Source organism: Tunturiibacter lichenicola (assembly GCF_051013355.1).
Taxonomy (GTDB): Bacteria; Acidobacteriota; Terriglobia; order Terriglobales; family Acidobacteriaceae; genus Edaphobacter; species Edaphobacter lichenicola_F.
The window spans coordinates 187480-201906 of record NZ_CP132945.1 but is presented as its reverse complement, the minus strand read 5'-3'; the positions used below and the strand labels follow the sequence as shown (position 1 = coordinate 201906).

The following is a 14427-nucleotide window of genomic DNA, read 5'->3' as shown; positions in this document are numbered from 1 at the left end:
TGAACGCAGTCTACATTCTGCCATTTTGCCAATAACAATCTGCCATTGTGGCAGATTCCGGCATACACTATGAGTATGGCAGCCCCTAATACCAAATCCATCGCCAGGTTTGTCCCGTCAGCGACCCACATGCCGGCATCCCGCATCGGCAAAGCGCTCGGTCTGAAAAGCATGGAGACTCCTTCCCTCATGCAGACCGTCCAATCCGGCTTGAGTTGGAACGCTGTACGCAAGTTTCTCGATATCACTGGGCTCTCTCAGCAGGACCTCGCCAAGTATCTTGCCATCCCAGATCGAACCTTCGCCCGCCGCCGAGAGACCGGAACCTTCGACAGTAGAGAGTCCGAACAAGTGCTGCGCTTAGCCGAAATCTCTCAGGCCGCACTCGACCTGTTCGACGGCGATACCGCCGCCACCCGAACTTGGCTCACCTCTCCAGTCCGTGGACTCGGTAACGCACGCCCTATTGACTTCGCGCAAAGCGAGTTCGGTGCTCGCGAAGTGCGCGACCTGATTGGACGACTGGTCGATGGAGTCTTTTCTTGATCAAAGTCTGGCGAATCACTAAGACGACAGATATAAGGAAGGCGTTTTCAGGCGAGGGATCCAGGCTCTACGGTGGGCGATGGAATAGCAAAGGCACCGCCGTCGTTTACGCTGCCGCCACCCGCTCTCTGGCCATGCTCGAAATCCTTGTTCATATAAGGAACACTCAGCAAACGGTTCCTCCTATTCCATACATGTTGTTCCCCGCTTCGTTTGACGAACGCCTGATCGAAGAACTTCCGCCTTCGAGCCTGCCGTCGGACTGGGACCTCGAACCGCCCGCTAACTCAACCAAGTTCATTGGAGACGCTTGGGTCTCCGCAGGCAGCAGCCCGGTCCTCTCGGTGCATAGCGTCGTCGTTCCCGAGGAACGCAACTACATCCTTAATCCAGGCCACGACCTGTTCGCCCAGATTAAGTTCGGATTACCCACTCCGTGCAAGTTCGACCCGCGACTGCTCTGAATATCGCCGCGCCAGTTCTCACAGCAGAAGCTTTCGATGCTGCTTGCCCGCTGTCACTGTTTGGTTGCGCAAACGCATCTGAATTGAACCGACTCTTGTAGCTCGCAGCGACATCTCATCATATGAAACGACTTGCTATGCCACCAAGACAAAAACTGGATCCAGTCGGCGACCAGTTGGCCGACCCGGTACGCAGTAGAGCGCCGTCGATGACATAGCTCTTGAAGTGCATCAGGTCACGGCAAACTAAACCGCCGGATCAAGCCCACGATTGGATTTAAGTCGATGAAGACGGCGTACGCAACCCTCAAAGGATTTGAGCTGATGCATGCCTTGCGCAAAGGGCAAGCAAAACTCGGGATGCTATCGGCAGGAATACGAGGAGAGGTTCGCTTGGCCGAGCGCGCCTTTGGACTCGGGCCATCCATCATGACGGAGGCCATGCTGTAGTCGCAAGCCGCATTCGCTTAAATTCCGCCACCTCTATAGCGACTCTCTCACTCTCAGTCTCCCGTCAATTTTTCGCAACAGCGCCTGATACACCATGCGGAGGACGGACGACGTTCAGAAAAACATCGCTTAGTGGAACATCAGTACCGTGACACTCCACGGAGCCAACGTCGGTGTGTACATTCCGCTCCACGCAACATTAGTGGTGACGGTTGGATCGACCTCCCAGTTGCCGAGTCCCGACGGTCCCGTAGGTTGCGTTGGATCATATTGCGTTCCGCGGTTATAGCTGTAGACATCCACATGCCCCGAGGTGCGGTTCTTCAAGTACACGGGGACGTTACGGCTGTTGTTCGAATCACGGTTGATAAGAATGACAGCGTAGTTGACACCGTGAGTCGCCGCATAAGTCAGCAGCCAGGGAGCATTGACCGCGTCGGGCTGCGTGCGCAGCATCCTTTCGTTCTCTCTAACGAACCCGCTCTCGGAGAGCAACTGGAAGCCTCTCGCCGCCGGCATCAGATCACCGAGGTTGAAACCTACGTTGACAGTGTCCCCGGAAAACCCTTGGCCAACCTCATCGGTGTAGATCAGCGACGGACTGCCACAGCCATCCCACCAGTTATAGGCGGTCTCGCCGCCGGTATCGTAGAAGTCCTTGGTACAGAGGCCGGGCGGTGTTACCCCAAGCCACGTGGCATACGGAACGCCCGCCATCATATATTGTGCGAGTTGGGAGACGACGAAGATAGGCTCGGCCGCACCCAGCGTCTGCCTCGACCATTTCGCGCCAGATGGATCGCCGTCCCACTCGGTTACCCAAATGGCGCCGGCAGATTTGCCGAAATTGAGCATCGCCGTTTGCATCGTCTTCAACTGGCCAAGTGTACGAGTCAGGTTGGACGAAACATAATCGGGATAGAGCGTGTCGCCATCGGTAGTGGGATCATGGATGGGATAGTTGTGGTAAACGACAGCGTCGTATTGGGCTCCAGCCATAGCCGGAAGGGTAAACTTCTCGGCCCAGGCGGTGTCAGCCATGGAAATTGCCGCAGGTATGGCAATCTGGATAGGGGAATCTGGATTCGCTGCAGCCGCCGCCTTCATCCCGGTGTAGAACGCAGGCTCATTCGCCACATAGCTGGAACCGGTATTTGGATTAGGCGTATGAAGATCCAGCTCTGACCCGCCAGAGAATTGTTCATTCCCTATTTCCCAGTACTTGATATTGTACTTGTGCGTCACATTTGTATAAGTGACAAGCGCCGAGCCGTTGGCCGTCGGATCGCCTCCTCCATTACATGTTGGGGGATTTGAGCCGTAGTTCACGGTGAAACCAATATCCAGGTTGAGCGGTTGGGCAACATTCGGAAGGTAGTTGTCGATGTTGTTCGCATTGGCAATGTTGACTCCTGTCTTAGGGGTGCCCACGCCCTGCGATGAATAATCGCAATAATTCATGGGGTTTGTGGCGCTTGATTGCCATTTCTCTTGATCAGCCCCGATGCCGGCGTAACCATTGGCGTAACGCAAAGACGTAGCTCCCATCTTTGTGAGACTCGTCTTTAGAGTGTTGATCTTTGCGCTCGTCGAGATGTCCTCACCATTGTCCGCATAGCCGAGGACGTCTTTGTGAATCTTCCCCAATGTGGTCCAGTCAACATAAACACCGCCTGTTGGGATCGTCGCAAACGCACCGGGAGAGTAGTCGGTGCCTACCTCGGTCGACGTCCATGCAGCGTTCGCGATGAGCGACTTTGCCATGCTCATCGGAATCGGAAACGAGCTGCAGCATTCATCGAAAAGGATGTAGAAAAAATCAAACGAGTCCAGCGAACCGGTGTAAGTGCTTGAGCCAGTCACCGTCGCGGCTGCCCCATCGACGAAGAGCGCCAGGGTCCCGGCATTCCAGGTAAATACGACGCGATGCCAGGCACTTCCCGAGTAACAACTGCTTGTCTGAATCGTGTAAGACGTGCCCGTTGAATTTGCGAATGTTCCGTTGTAACAGATGCTGCTGCCGGCCCGGATGGCGCCAAGTTTAACTTTCGACAGGTGCAAACCATCGATATTCTGGATAGTCATTACGGTCGTCGTATATCCTGTCGGCAATGCCGTCGTTCCCGATGCACCGGCGTTGACCCAGGTCGCGAGTGATCCCGACCTCGTGTTCATGACGATACCCTGATTGACCAGGGCCGAGCCTTGATCGGCCACAGAGGCACCTGTCTCTCCGTCACTCACCGGACCTGTGGCTCCGCCCGAAACGCCTTTCGCGTATCTGGCGTATTCGTTACCAGGAAGATCGTAAGGCCCCACATAGTCGAACGCTTTATACGCCGCAGGGCTTCCACCCGGTTCACACAGCGCCCAGAATGCATAGACGCCGGGCTCATTCTCATAAAACTTATCCCACTGGGACTGACATTGGTTGGCAGCGGGAGGAGTGAAGCTGAAGCCCGACGGGCTCTGCGCGGTCGCGGAACGGAATGCAGCGAATAAAAGGCTTCCGAAAACCATCGCTCTGACGATTGCTTTATACATAAAGCTCTCCTTGAGACTGCGTGATTGTTGCACTGTCCGAACACCCTTGAATCGGCATGCATTCGGATCTAACGGCGCGGCCTGAAGAGCTGCGGTATAACTACCACGGTTTCAAAGAACTGAGATCTGTGCTGGAGCTGGCCGAGGTACATTCTCTCCAATCGTGCTCAGGTCCTTGGCATTTCGTTGCTGTCGTGGAGACCATGGAAGGAAGATGAGTTGGCTTCCCTGCGCGAGTTGGTCGGTAACCGCGGGAGTGGGTCAGACTCAATCCCAGGACACTCAGTACCTATATCGGGCGCCAGTATCTTCGATCACGCTTACCGGATCACTTGGTCTGGATATCGAGATTAGCCAGTCATGGGGAGTAAGAGCGATTGAGTTCGGAAGTGAGAACCTTCCGTATGGTTCCAATTCGTCTGTTTATCACACACTTACGGAACTGGACTTTTTATCGTTTTGGCCACTAGGCAGGAGCACCATGCGTAATGCTGTAGCTTCACTCGTCCTATTATTTGGTGCGACTGCAGTACCGTCGGCCTCCGCTCCAACTGATCGAAATGACAATTTCATTGATCGACTCATTGCCAATGAACATCAGACAATCAAGAGTCTTGCTAAGGACAAGCCTTTGGTCGAGACTTACCTTCAATTTGTTCCGGCAAGTATCACTCTCCTTTCTTCTTCTCGTTCTTCAAATCATCCCGAGACAGAAGCGCTTGCTGCTGGACTATACATAGGCTCAATATCAACTAAGTGATTAGGCCACTCTGCTAGTGCTGTTGATAGGTGGGATTCGAACTGACGCTGAGGTCCGTGTTTACCGCTTTTATTGTGGGCAGGTGACCCAGGTGTTGTGTTTGACGTGATGGAATTGCCCGTTCTCTGTTACGAATTTGGAATACTCGAACTCGCAGATGCGGGAAGCACCAAAACCTTTGCAGTTCCAGCTGTTGTGCATCGAGTCACCGTCGTAGGGATAGGCAACTGAAGAGGGGCAAGCGCCGTATGCGGCGATAGATAGAAACAGGAAGATCGCAATAAGTTTCATGCGTCAGACGCTACAGGGCTAGCTGCAGCAACTCAATACAACGTTTGGGCGGCTCCGTGAGAGGGCCGCCATTCACGTTAGCGTCTCAGCGGAACCTTCAGGAGCTAGACATCCGGCAGCCTCGAGCAGGCAACGCAGATCGGCCTGCGGGGAATCGTGAGGCGATGCAGATTGGGCGGTTACTTGTACTGAGTATTCAGGAGTGGACGCCACCAGTTAGTGGCAACCTGCACGCGGTGTCGCAGCCTCTCAGAAGCTGGACGCCTTCTCTTTCACAACTCAAGAAGCCGCAAGTCATCTCCGAATGACGCGGATCGTCTACGCAAATATCTGGCTAGGTTCGGTCTCGATTGGGGTTATGCCCAGCCCCGCTGCCAGACTGATGACTGCGACGCATCCACCTCGCGCCGTCAAGCCCATCCGCAATATAGTCTCTAAAAATGGCGCCAGGCGCGTAGAGATTGCCGCGTACCGCCCCGATAGCCCGATGACCACCCTATATCTCGGAATTTTCATCTATAACTGACCGAGCGGCCACCCAAGGGTGGCCATTACTATTTCCGCGGTCAGTACTAACCGATAAGTCGGAAGGAGGACTCTCTTGTCTCGAACTGTATTCTTGATAGTTCGTCCTTCGGATCAGGTAAAACGTCTTTGACCCAATCCATCGTTGATCGCGTTCCGCAACTCGCAAAAGGCATCACGGTCACAACCCGTGTTCCCCGCCACGGTGAAGTGTCAGGAAAGGACTACCACTTCGTTACGCCTCATAAGTTTTTGTTGAAGAAACAGGCTGGTGCGTTCCTTAAAACAGATGATGCTACAACGAGAGCTATAGCGTACCCCGCTCAGCTCTCGAGGTTGAGGGCGACAACCCGCTTTCTGCTTCAGGGCAGAAGGGAGACTTTAGCCGGCTGCATTTCGTCTTCAGAAAGTACAGCGGGATATTTGCGTTTCGCCGGAGCTGGAGTAGGGTTGTTCTGAATTTCCGAAAATCTACGCTTTCCAATTACAGGTTTTTCCATGGAGAATCATGAATCTGAAGCTACTTGCTAGTTGTTTTGTGCTGTCTTTGGGCGTATGTCTGGGGCAGTCGATCGTCAGATCGGATATGGCGCCTGGGCCGACATTGGAGCCGAAGCAGCCGATCATCTTCGACCTCTCCGCCATCGATAAGACGGCGGACCCATGCACGGACTTTTACAAATACGCCTGCGGCAACTGGGTGGCGAAGAATCCGGTTCCCGCTGACCAGGTCCGTTGGGGACGGTTCAATGAGCTCGCGGAACGAAACACCTGGCTGTTGTATTCGGAACTGAAGGCCGCGGCCGAAAGCCCGAAGACGCCGCTGCAGAAGAAGTATGGAGACTACTTTGCGGCATGCATGAATGTGGACCTCGCGGACCGGTTTGGTGCAAAGCCGGTGCAGCCAGTGATGGCCGCGATTGACGGCCTGAAGGACAAGAAGCAGCTTGGAGCTCTGGTGGCGGAGTTGCAGAAGAAGTATGCCGTAGGAGTGTTCTACGGATTGAGCGTGCAACAGGACCAGAAAGATTCGAGCCAGCAGATTGCTACCGTGATGCAGGGCGGATTATCCCTGCCTGATCGTTCGTACTATCTGGCCGATGATGCCCGGAGCGAGGAGCTGCGCGGCCAGTATGTGGATCACGTCACGAAGATGTTTGTGCTGCTTGGAGATTCACGGGAGAAGGCCGGGGCGGAAGCGCACAGCGTGATGACGATTGAGACGGCGCTGGCAAAGGGATCGACCGATCGGGTCGAACTCAGAGATCCGGCGAAGCGATATCACATCATGACAAAGGCCGAGTTGCAGGCTCTCTCTCCGGAGTATGACTGGAGGGCCTATCTGGCAGGGGTCGGGATTGGCGAATTCAGCACACTGAATGTGGCTACGCCGGACTACTACAAGGCGATGAATGCGGAGATCGACTCTTCGAGCCTGGATGCGATCAGGAGCTATCTGCGGTGGCACGCGCTGCGAACAGCCGCTCCGGCTTTGTCGAAGCCGTTTGTGGACGAGAACTTCAACTTCTTCTCGGCCACGCTGCAGGGACAGAAGGAGCAGACCCCGCGGTGGAAGCGATGCACGCGATCGACCGATATGGCGATGGGCGAAGCTGTGGGGCAGGACTGGGTGAAGCAGAACTTCCCACCCAACGCGAAGGCGAATATGGAGAAGCTGGTGGCAGCACTGGAGCGGGCGCTGGGGCAGGACATCCAGAGCCTGCCGTGGATGAGCGATGAGACGAAGGTGCAGGCCAAAGAGAAGCTGGACGCAATCCGAAACAAGATCGGCTACCCGGAGAACTGGCGCGACTACAGCGCGTTGACGGTAAAGCGCGATGACTATCTGGGGGACCTGGAGCGGAGTTCGGACTTTGAGCGTGCGCATACCTTCGACAAGCTGGGAAAGCCGGTGGATGAGAAAGAATGGGGCATGACTCCGCCGACAGTGAATGCTTATTACAGCCAGTCACAGAACGACATAAACTTTCCTGCCGGGATTCTTCAGCCTCCGTTCTTCGATAACAGCAAAGACCCGGCAGTGAACTTTGGCGGAATCGGCGCGGTCATCGGGCATGAGATGACGCACGGGTTCGACGACCAGGGATCGAAGTTCGATGCGAAAGGGAACCTGCGGCCGTGGTTCACGGCGGAAGACCGAGCGAAGTTTACCGAGCGAACAGACTGCGAGGTGAAAGAGTATGACGGCTTCCAGGTGGCGGAGGGGCAGAACCTGAACGGCAAACTGACGTTGGGGGAAAACACCGCGGATAATGGCGGCATTCGGATCGCGTTTCAGGCGCTCGAGGAGGTGCTCGCCAGTCAGGGAGCGGCAGCTGAACCTGTATATGTCGATGGGAAGCGCGATGGATATACGCCGCAACAGCGCTTCTTTATCTCATTCGGTCAACTGTGGTGCCAGAATCAGACAGAGCAGAGCGCCCGTGTTATGGTGAAGACGGACCCGCACAGTTCAGGCGAGTGGAGAGCGAAGGGAACCGTGCAGAACTTCGATGAGTTCGGCAAGGCCTTTGGCTGTAAAGCGGGCCAGCCGATGATGCCTGTGAACGCATGCCGCGTCTGGTAGACAGCTCAGAGGTTGTAAAGAGGTCCAGGCTGCGGCCTGGACCTCTGCGTCTGCATAGCCGCGGTTAGGCGACTGGCCATAGAGAGGGTAAACCCAAACATTGACACTGGTGGCGACTTCACGCCGGCAAAGAATCAAACTGGATACCTGGTCGATTTTCGGGTGAGGTACGAGGGTGTCTCCTATCTTGGCCAAGGCGTAGACGCAGAACACTAGTGAGAGCAGACAACCCGCCGTGAACAATCCTGTGTATCGACTGAGTTCAGTTAGATCGTGCATTGCGGGAGTTTACCAGCTCACTTCCGTAGCTTTCTTTTAACCCGACGGCGGCTCATTGTTCAGATAGTTATTGACAGTAATAGTGGGCGTTCTAAACACTCCTACTACTGTAGCCACTACTCCGATACAGGTCACAATCTCTATCACCGTGATTAGCCTCTCCTCAGGCTGCCGAGTACCCGCGAAGTCATCTGAGGACAAAGTCTAACTACTGTATGAACAAAACCAGAGTTCGCCCATCCTCAAGATATATAAGGCAGCGGCAGAGGAGGGTTTGCCTATCATGGCCAGAGCCCCAGAACCCAACAACAGTGTGGACTCCTAACCAGGGTAGTGCGTTTCTTCTCTTCAAAGCATGGCACACGCTGATGGACCACAACAAACTACTAGCTCTATGGAACACTGACGACTCTCTAACATGTGCAGAGGGCATCATGCTGGCAAAGGCACCTCTGAAGGAGTTAGTCGCTTTAGGCACTGAGGAATCCTTAGACCGCCTGAACGACATCAAAGCCCACTACATGGCCCTCGTCGAGCATGGTGAGGACTGCGATAAGTGCAACGAGGCTTGAGATGAAATTGACACGATGCAACCGTGATTGGCTAGCGAATTCAAACTGACGCACTTGGCAAAGCCGCTGCCGCTTTCGGAAAAAAGGAGCTCCAAGCTCTGTGAAGAGAATTACTTCAGAAGCCTCAGAGCTCCGTTGGTTTGAGCACTCAAAAAATCAGCTGAAGATTAGAAACGACTTGCAGCCTCAGCTTGATCGGCAAGAATCTCGAGCGTAGCGAAGAACCCATTGCTCTGCCCGGTAAACAGCCCAGAACCAGTCAAAGCAGCAACCGCAGCCCTTGGTCCGGCAAACTTGTCGGTCAAAGGTCGAATGGTCGCGCACTTGGGAAGGTTCGGGCTGATGAACTCGGCAGGCACCGGGAAGATCAGGTTCGGCTGAAATTCGGGAGTGCCTGGATTCGCGAACAAGTTAGGAAACGTCAGCCCATTGTCCGTCACAGGAGCAACCGTCGGTTGGCATCCATTGCCCGCGAAGTCGACCCACTCCAGAAAGTGCGCAATCTCATCGCCGCCAATGCCCAGCGTGATCTCCAGCACCTCTGCGCTCGAGACCTTCTGCGACATGCTCGCGTAGAGGCTCGAACCGCCGGCTTCGATCGAACCAAAGTGAAACGCCGCAATATTGGCGATCACCTGAATATGATTCGGATTGTTGAAGTCGGCATTCGTCACAGGAATCGCACTGCGGTTGGTGATCGTAACAGCCTGCGGAAACGTCGCACCGGCATCAGGGTTCGTCGTGCTCCGATAGCGCGTAAACCAGCTCGTGTCGACGTTCAGGTGCATCAGGTTCGTAAGCCGGCCGATGTTCTTCGCGCCTGTCGCCTTACTTCCCTGAAGCGTACGGAACTGATCGAGATTAACCGGATCCGCTCCCTTCGATACAAGATACGCATTCAAAAAGTCTGCGTGACTGACCTCATCCAGAGTGTTGCTGGTAATGTACTGCGGACCATCACTATCAAGCGCCATCAATGACCCCTGATAGGTATTCATCGGTGTGAAGTTTGGGGTGTCCTCTACGGGCTTCTGGCCTGGCGTTAGGCCGCCCAACTCCGCATACTGCGTCCAAAGATCCGATTCGATCAGCTCCGCGGCGGCCAGAAACCGAAGAATCGCTGCATCTCCTCTGCTGAGACCACGTCCATTGTTATAGTCCTGCGCCACAGCCTCTCTGCTGCTGCTCAATAATCCGGCGCCCACTACTGCTGCGCCCCCTGCCACCAGCCCGCCCCTCATAAACGAGCGGCGATCCAGCGGATTCGACATCATACTGCTCTGCTTTTTCATAACGGTGGTTCTCCTTGACGAGCCGACTTCAGCCCGCTGGAAAGCCACACTATCCCTTCGCATCACAACATTTGTCGCTTGTTTGTCGAAGTACTGTCTTCTTCCCGTCTCATAAATTGAGTTGCCTTCAACAGAACATTTTCACCATAATTTAGCGCTCGCACTCTGAAGCGTCCTCACCGTACATTGAACCGGAGTATCTGCCGGACCGGCGCATCTACCGCACCCCAGTTCGAAATATAAAGTGCTCCGTCCGGACCAAAGGTCATTCCGGTCAGCATGGACAGCCCGTGATCACATCCTCGGCCATGCCACCATCCTGGACGCCAATACCTTCGCCAGCGCAGGAACGAGCGTTCGGACTGTGCTGCTTACTGTCAATGCTCTAGACGCATAACCAGCAGAGCAAGGCCGGTTTTTTTGCCCGGCCTTTACTTTCTTCGGAAAATTTATGAAGGTAATAAAGCACACGTTTCAGGTGCGGCAATCGAGGCGGTTTCAGTGGCGAGCCGTGGTTTTGCGACGAATGTAAGACCCTTCACAAACACACCTGCTTTAGTAACGGCACTCTAGACGGACGCTCTCTCTGTGAACGCAGATACAAACCCGGAGACAGAAGCAAAGCCGCCCCTTATAACGGGCGCAAGGGTACATACACCTTCGGGTTTTCCCCCTGACCGCTTTTCCCGCGTAGCTTCATCGGGACCGCACGCTGGCAGGAGGCGTGGCCTCATCTTCAACTTTTCTTGGTATTGCACTACCTCTTCTTAAGAAGAGTGTGCGAACGGGGAAATAAGTCGACTTTGTCAATAGCTAATTAATTTTCTTGTATTATTTTTTAATTCATAAATATCGGTGAGTCAAATAGTACTTCAAGTACGTAATTAAACTCAGGTGGTCACGCGCAGAGCTGTAAGTCCTCCGTTAACCGGGGTCCGTGGCCACACTGGTTACTTTTGAAAAACCCTCACAGTTGAGGTCCGGCTATCGCCAGCTCGTATCTAGATTGAAACGTGACTCAGACTTTTCACCCATCGCATTAGCAACCACTCTGAGAGATCGCATGGTCCTCCTCTATCCCGGACACTCTCTCAATTTCATCTTGAGGTACGGAGAATCTAATCGTATACGCTCCGACGTTGTCAGGAATCACGGTTGCGGAGACGGAATCATGCACCATCATCTTGAGAAGCACAACCAATCTATCTACGATCTCTAAAGCATCAGTCATAGGGCACCTTGGGGGCTCCGTCAGACTGCTCATGGACGTGGAAGTTGTGATGATAAGGTTTTGCAGTTCTTCCTCAAACGCAAGAGGTCCTATCACTCAGTCGCCAGAGAGGTGGGAAGAGACTCGTTTGGCTCAAGGTCGCCGAGTGGTGAAGGCGAAGTGTGAACGGCATCCACGCTACAACTCGGAGAGAGAAGGACGCGGAGGGATCAAGCGTGGATGCTCCACTTGCTTCTTCCTCTTCGACCTGCTCAAGAGAGGCTTTCGCTTGACGTTGCACACCGGGAGTTTCTAAGAAGAGCAATGCCCTGGATGCGGATTCGTCAGCCCCTACTAACCCGCAGTCACAGCAGGTGCGCCACACATGCAAGATCCAACCGTCTGAGCCGGGTCTGTATTTACAGCCCTTCTTTTGGCGAAAAATTCGAGCAACGGTGTCAAAAAGCGCCCCTCTCATCTCGCTTAACTAGTTAGTAGATGCCAGGACTCGCCCACTCAAAGGCGAGCGGCGGGGCCAGTTCCCTGCCCTGCATCCCTCCTTCTTGGAAACCCCCAACGGGGACACGACGCCGGCAATGAAACCCGCCCTCGTCCTCTTCCCTGCCTTCGCCAGCAGGTCAGGCGCTTACGTCCGAATTCGTCGCATGGCTCAGACAGAGGGAATCGTCCAGTAACCCAAGATTTTCTTCTATCGCCCCTGAGGTAGGGTGCGATAGGACGAAGTCGTCCGGTTTAGCTCGCCCTGTCACCTGCACTCCTCAGCAGCGACGTTATCGCTTTGCACCAACAGGAATTTTGGGCTAAGCGATAGCCCGCTTCTTCATCCCTGAAGGCTTTGGATTTGCCTTCGCCTTGCCTCGGCGAGAGTTCGCCACCGCCCTGCTCTTCGAGGTGCTGATCCGAAGATCGGCGGAGATGCCGAGTTCGGATCGTACCCGACGGATCATCGCGACGGTGAGTGAACGCTTCCGTGTCATCACTCCGAGACACGAGCCCGGCTGCCAATGATCGGCTCAAGGCCTGCTCTCGTCATCCCTTGCTGCTCCATCCGGCATTCGATGGCCGCAATCGGATCGGGCGCATCGATCACGTGATGCTTCGATTCATACGCTTCGACCAACGTCGCAAGGATATCGAACTCCTCGCCCGCCTGAGTATCCGGCTCGGCGCCCATGAGTGCAGCGATACGGGCTACCGCCGCCGCGTGGTCGTCCTCATTTCGAATCGGCTGGATCTGCATATCGCTCCTTTTCATAGGTCACTTTCGCCACATCGATCTTGTCGTACTGGGCATGGGCACTCAGCCAAATGATGGGCAATACCCGGTAGTGATAGTTGATCGCCACCACCAACCGATAATCATTGCCCTTGATATTGAAGACAACCCGTTCAGCGGAGACGATGCTGGCCGACCGAAAGCGGAAGTACCCTCTCCTTCCCACCTCTATCTCCCGCTCCCCCAGAGAAGTGAGCACCCTCTGCACAGGGCGAAAGGGCGTAGCTCTGCAGTCGGATCATGTATAGCCATCGATACGAATGAGGAGGGCACCTGATCGAACTGAACGTACACTACTGCGAAGATCATCGTCGATGTTGTAGTACTGAAGAACCTTAGCGGTAAGTGGCACCGGAGCAGAATCCAACGTAAGCGCTACAGTTTGCACCAGATCATAGGAATATTGGTTCCCCGTTTTTTCACGCAAGGGATGAAGAAATCCATTTTCCCATCGTTCACAACATACAATCCAGTGAAAGTCTCCGCAGATGTCACCGATTAGCGCAAGACATAAGCGACGCCGAAGTTGTAGACAATCGGGGAAAGTCCATTTGGCGGAAAATTGGGCCACCTCTGAAACTCGACATCGAATGCACGAACGTTGATATGACGCGATGCTTGGAAGTCCAGTCCGCCACCAAGAGCAAACTGCCCGAAAGTAGAGGTAGAAGCAGACGGATGATAGCCTTGCTGTAATCCGAAGCGGCCGATACCAAAAAGTGCCTTGGCATACGGATGGAAACGCTTGTAGTGCCAGCTGTAGCGCGGTCCTAGGAGGTAGGAATTTTCGCTGATGTCGTCCGGAGTGATAAGCGCAAAATGTATATCACCTTCGATCCCGACGTTATGGAAAAAATCGTAGTCGCCGTATACCGAGAAGCCCTTCTGATTTTTACCATAGTCAGAGTTGATGAATGTTCCAGCGGCACCGATCTGTATCTCACTTGTACTGGAGGCTGTTGGGACTGCTTGAGCGTGCGACCAAGTTGCCAGACTGAGGACGCAGGCGACGCAACAGATGAAAGCATGCCGCTTCAACAGGGACCCTCCTAAAGAATTGGTTATGCCTAAGCTGTTCTGAGGCGGTATAACCCTGGGCAGCGGAAGAGGGTGGCCAGCTTCAAACCCGGTTCTTTCCCTTAGCTCTGTCTCGATTTCATCATGAGTCCAACCTTGCTCCATCCGATCCAAAGCAGTCTTATATGGATAGGTTCCGGTAACCATTCGTTTCTGAACTTTCGGCCAATCCAGTCCAGGCTCTTCAACTCGTTTAGCTTTTGTTTGGAAGCGGGTATTCAACTCAGCAATGTATTCGGCTGTGACGCTCTGGTGTTGTGCCATTTGATAAATCTCCGACTATCAGACTGTGAGCAGCAAAAAATGAGGATTGTAGGAATAGTGCATGATCCCTAGTCCTTTGGGCAAAGACCGCTTTCTTGTCTCTGCCGGGTTTGTGCCAGCTTTGTGAAACGCCAAGCCGAATTCATCGTCTTCCTGTAGAAAATCCCCGTTGTCTCGTAGATCGGGGAATCGGGCCTAGGCAATGTATTCGTTTACAACGGGGTGGACGTAACCTCCCTAATATCCTGAAGATTCACTCGCTTAAATTT

12 protein-coding genes and 2 pseudogenes are annotated in these 14427 nt (G+C 54.1%); 8 read left to right on the top strand and 6 right to left on the bottom strand.

Annotated elements, in window-relative coordinates; translation table 11 throughout:
• Window positions 1-75 precede the first annotated feature (75 nt).
• The 3 genes and pseudogenes from parS to RBB82_RS23790 all read left to right on the top strand — a co-directional run.
• Window positions 76-546 (top strand): type II RES/Xre toxin-antitoxin system antitoxin, encoded by a 471-nt coding sequence (parS, locus tag RBB82_RS23800; RefSeq protein WP_433975594.1) that lies wholly within the window; start codon window positions 76-78, stop codon window positions 544-546.
• Window positions 543-1010 carry an RES family NAD+ phosphorylase gene (locus tag RBB82_RS23795; RefSeq protein ID WP_433975593.1) on the top strand — a complete coding sequence of 156 codons (468 nt, stop codon included), beginning with the start codon at window positions 543-545 and terminating at the stop codon, window positions 1008-1010. Before parS ends, RBB82_RS23795 begins: the two co-directional genes overlap by 4 nt.
• A 237-nt stretch (window positions 1011-1247) precedes the next feature.
• Window positions 1248-1460: pseudogene (locus RBB82_RS23790) on the top strand (IS6 family transposase); the annotation flags it as partial.
• Between the two features lie 129 nt (window positions 1461-1589).
• Here the strand turns inward: RBB82_RS23790 and RBB82_RS23785 are convergent.
• Window positions 1590-4004, bottom strand: a complete 2415-nt coding sequence (locus tag RBB82_RS23785; RefSeq protein WP_433975592.1) for a hypothetical protein — start codon at window positions 4002-4004, stop codon at window positions 1590-1592.
• Window positions 4005-4485: 481 nt separating this feature from the next.
• Here RBB82_RS23785 and RBB82_RS23780 point away from each other — a divergent pair, with 481 nt between their 5' ends.
• From RBB82_RS23780 to RBB82_RS23760, 5 genes and pseudogenes are all read left to right on the top strand, one after another.
• The gene (locus RBB82_RS23780; protein ID WP_433975591.1) at window positions 4486-4764 is read left to right on the top strand and encodes a hypothetical protein; all 279 of its coding nucleotides are present in this window, start codon (window positions 4486-4488) and stop codon (window positions 4762-4764) included.
• A 507-nt stretch (window positions 4765-5271) separates the two neighbouring features.
• Window positions 5272-5493, top strand: a pseudogene (locus tag RBB82_RS23775) (hypothetical protein); the annotation flags it as partial.
• 141 nt (window positions 5494-5634) lie between these two features.
• Complete coding sequence (locus tag RBB82_RS23770) at window positions 5635-6039, top strand: hypothetical protein (protein WP_433976006.1); 405 nt, start codon at window positions 5635-5637, stop codon at window positions 6037-6039.
• 49 nt (window positions 6040-6088) lie between these two features.
• Entirely contained in the window at window positions 6089-8167 is a 2079-nt protein-coding gene (locus tag RBB82_RS23765; protein WP_433975590.1) for a M13 family metallopeptidase, read from the top strand.
• Between the two features lie 713 nt (window positions 8168-8880).
• Entirely contained in the window at window positions 8881-9018 is a 138-nt protein-coding gene (locus RBB82_RS23760; protein WP_433975589.1) for a hypothetical protein, read from the top strand.
• A gap of 167 nt (window positions 9019-9185) precedes the next feature.
• On the opposite strand, the gene RBB82_RS23755 is transcribed toward RBB82_RS23760, so the two are convergent.
• The 5 genes from RBB82_RS23755 to RBB82_RS23735 all read right to left on the bottom strand — a co-directional run bounded on the left by RBB82_RS23755 (window position 9186) and on the right by RBB82_RS23735 (window position 14158).
• Complete coding sequence (locus tag RBB82_RS23755) at window positions 9186-10310, bottom strand: hypothetical protein (RefSeq protein ID WP_433975588.1); 1125 nt, start codon at window positions 10308-10310, stop codon at window positions 9186-9188.
• Between the two features lie 2031 nt (window positions 10311-12341).
• Complete coding sequence (locus tag RBB82_RS23750; protein WP_433975587.1) at window positions 12342-12518, bottom strand: hypothetical protein; 177 nt, start codon at window positions 12516-12518, stop codon at window positions 12342-12344.
• Window positions 12518-12781, bottom strand: a complete 264-nt coding sequence (locus RBB82_RS23745) for a helix-turn-helix domain-containing protein (protein ID WP_433975586.1) — start codon at window positions 12779-12781, stop codon at window positions 12518-12520. The genes RBB82_RS23750 and RBB82_RS23745 overlap by 1 nt, the downstream gene beginning before the upstream one ends.
• The gene (locus RBB82_RS23740; protein ID WP_433975585.1) at window positions 12756-12983 is read right to left on the bottom strand and encodes a type II toxin-antitoxin system HigB family toxin; all 228 of its coding nucleotides are present in this window, start codon (window positions 12981-12983) and stop codon (window positions 12756-12758) included. The genes RBB82_RS23745 and RBB82_RS23740 overlap by 26 nt, the downstream gene beginning before the upstream one ends.
• Before the next feature lie 332 nt (window positions 12984-13315).
• Window positions 13316-14158, bottom strand: coding sequence for an outer membrane beta-barrel protein (locus RBB82_RS23735; RefSeq protein ID WP_433975584.1), 843 nt, complete (start codon window positions 14156-14158; stop codon window positions 13316-13318).
• Window positions 14159-14427: the final 269 nt, after the last annotated feature.

Bases quoted from the DNA above. Each gene is read 5' to 3' on its own strand.
- RBB82_RS23760 (WP_433975589.1), top strand. From the start codon at position 8,881: ATGCTGGCAAAGGCACCTCTGAAGGAGTTAGTCGCTTTAGGCACTGAG.
- RBB82_RS23785 (WP_433975592.1), bottom strand. From the start codon at position 4,004: ATGTATAAAGCAATCGTCAGAGCGATGGTTTTCGGAAGCCTTTTATTC.
- RBB82_RS23735 (WP_433975584.1), bottom strand. From the start codon at position 14,158: ATGGCACAACACCAGAGCGTCACAGCCGAATACATTGCTGAGTTGAAT.
- parS (WP_433975594.1), top strand. From the start codon at position 76: ATGGCAGCCCCTAATACCAAATCCATCGCCAGGTTTGTCCCGTCAGCG.
- RBB82_RS23755 (WP_433975588.1), bottom strand. From the start codon at position 10,310: ATGAAAAAGCAGAGCAGTATGATGTCGAATCCGCTGGATCGCCGCTCG.
- RBB82_RS23750 (WP_433975587.1), bottom strand. From the start codon at position 12,518: ATGACACGGAAGCGTTCACTCACCGTCGCGATGATCCGTCGGGTACGA.
- RBB82_RS23745 (WP_433975586.1), bottom strand. From the start codon at position 12,781: ATGCAGATCCAGCCGATTCGAAATGAGGACGACCACGCGGCGGCGGTA.
- RBB82_RS23765 (WP_433975590.1), top strand. From the start codon at position 6,089: ATGAATCTGAAGCTACTTGCTAGTTGTTTTGTGCTGTCTTTGGGCGTA.
- RBB82_RS23780 (WP_433975591.1), top strand. From the start codon at position 4,486: ATGCGTAATGCTGTAGCTTCACTCGTCCTATTATTTGGTGCGACTGCA.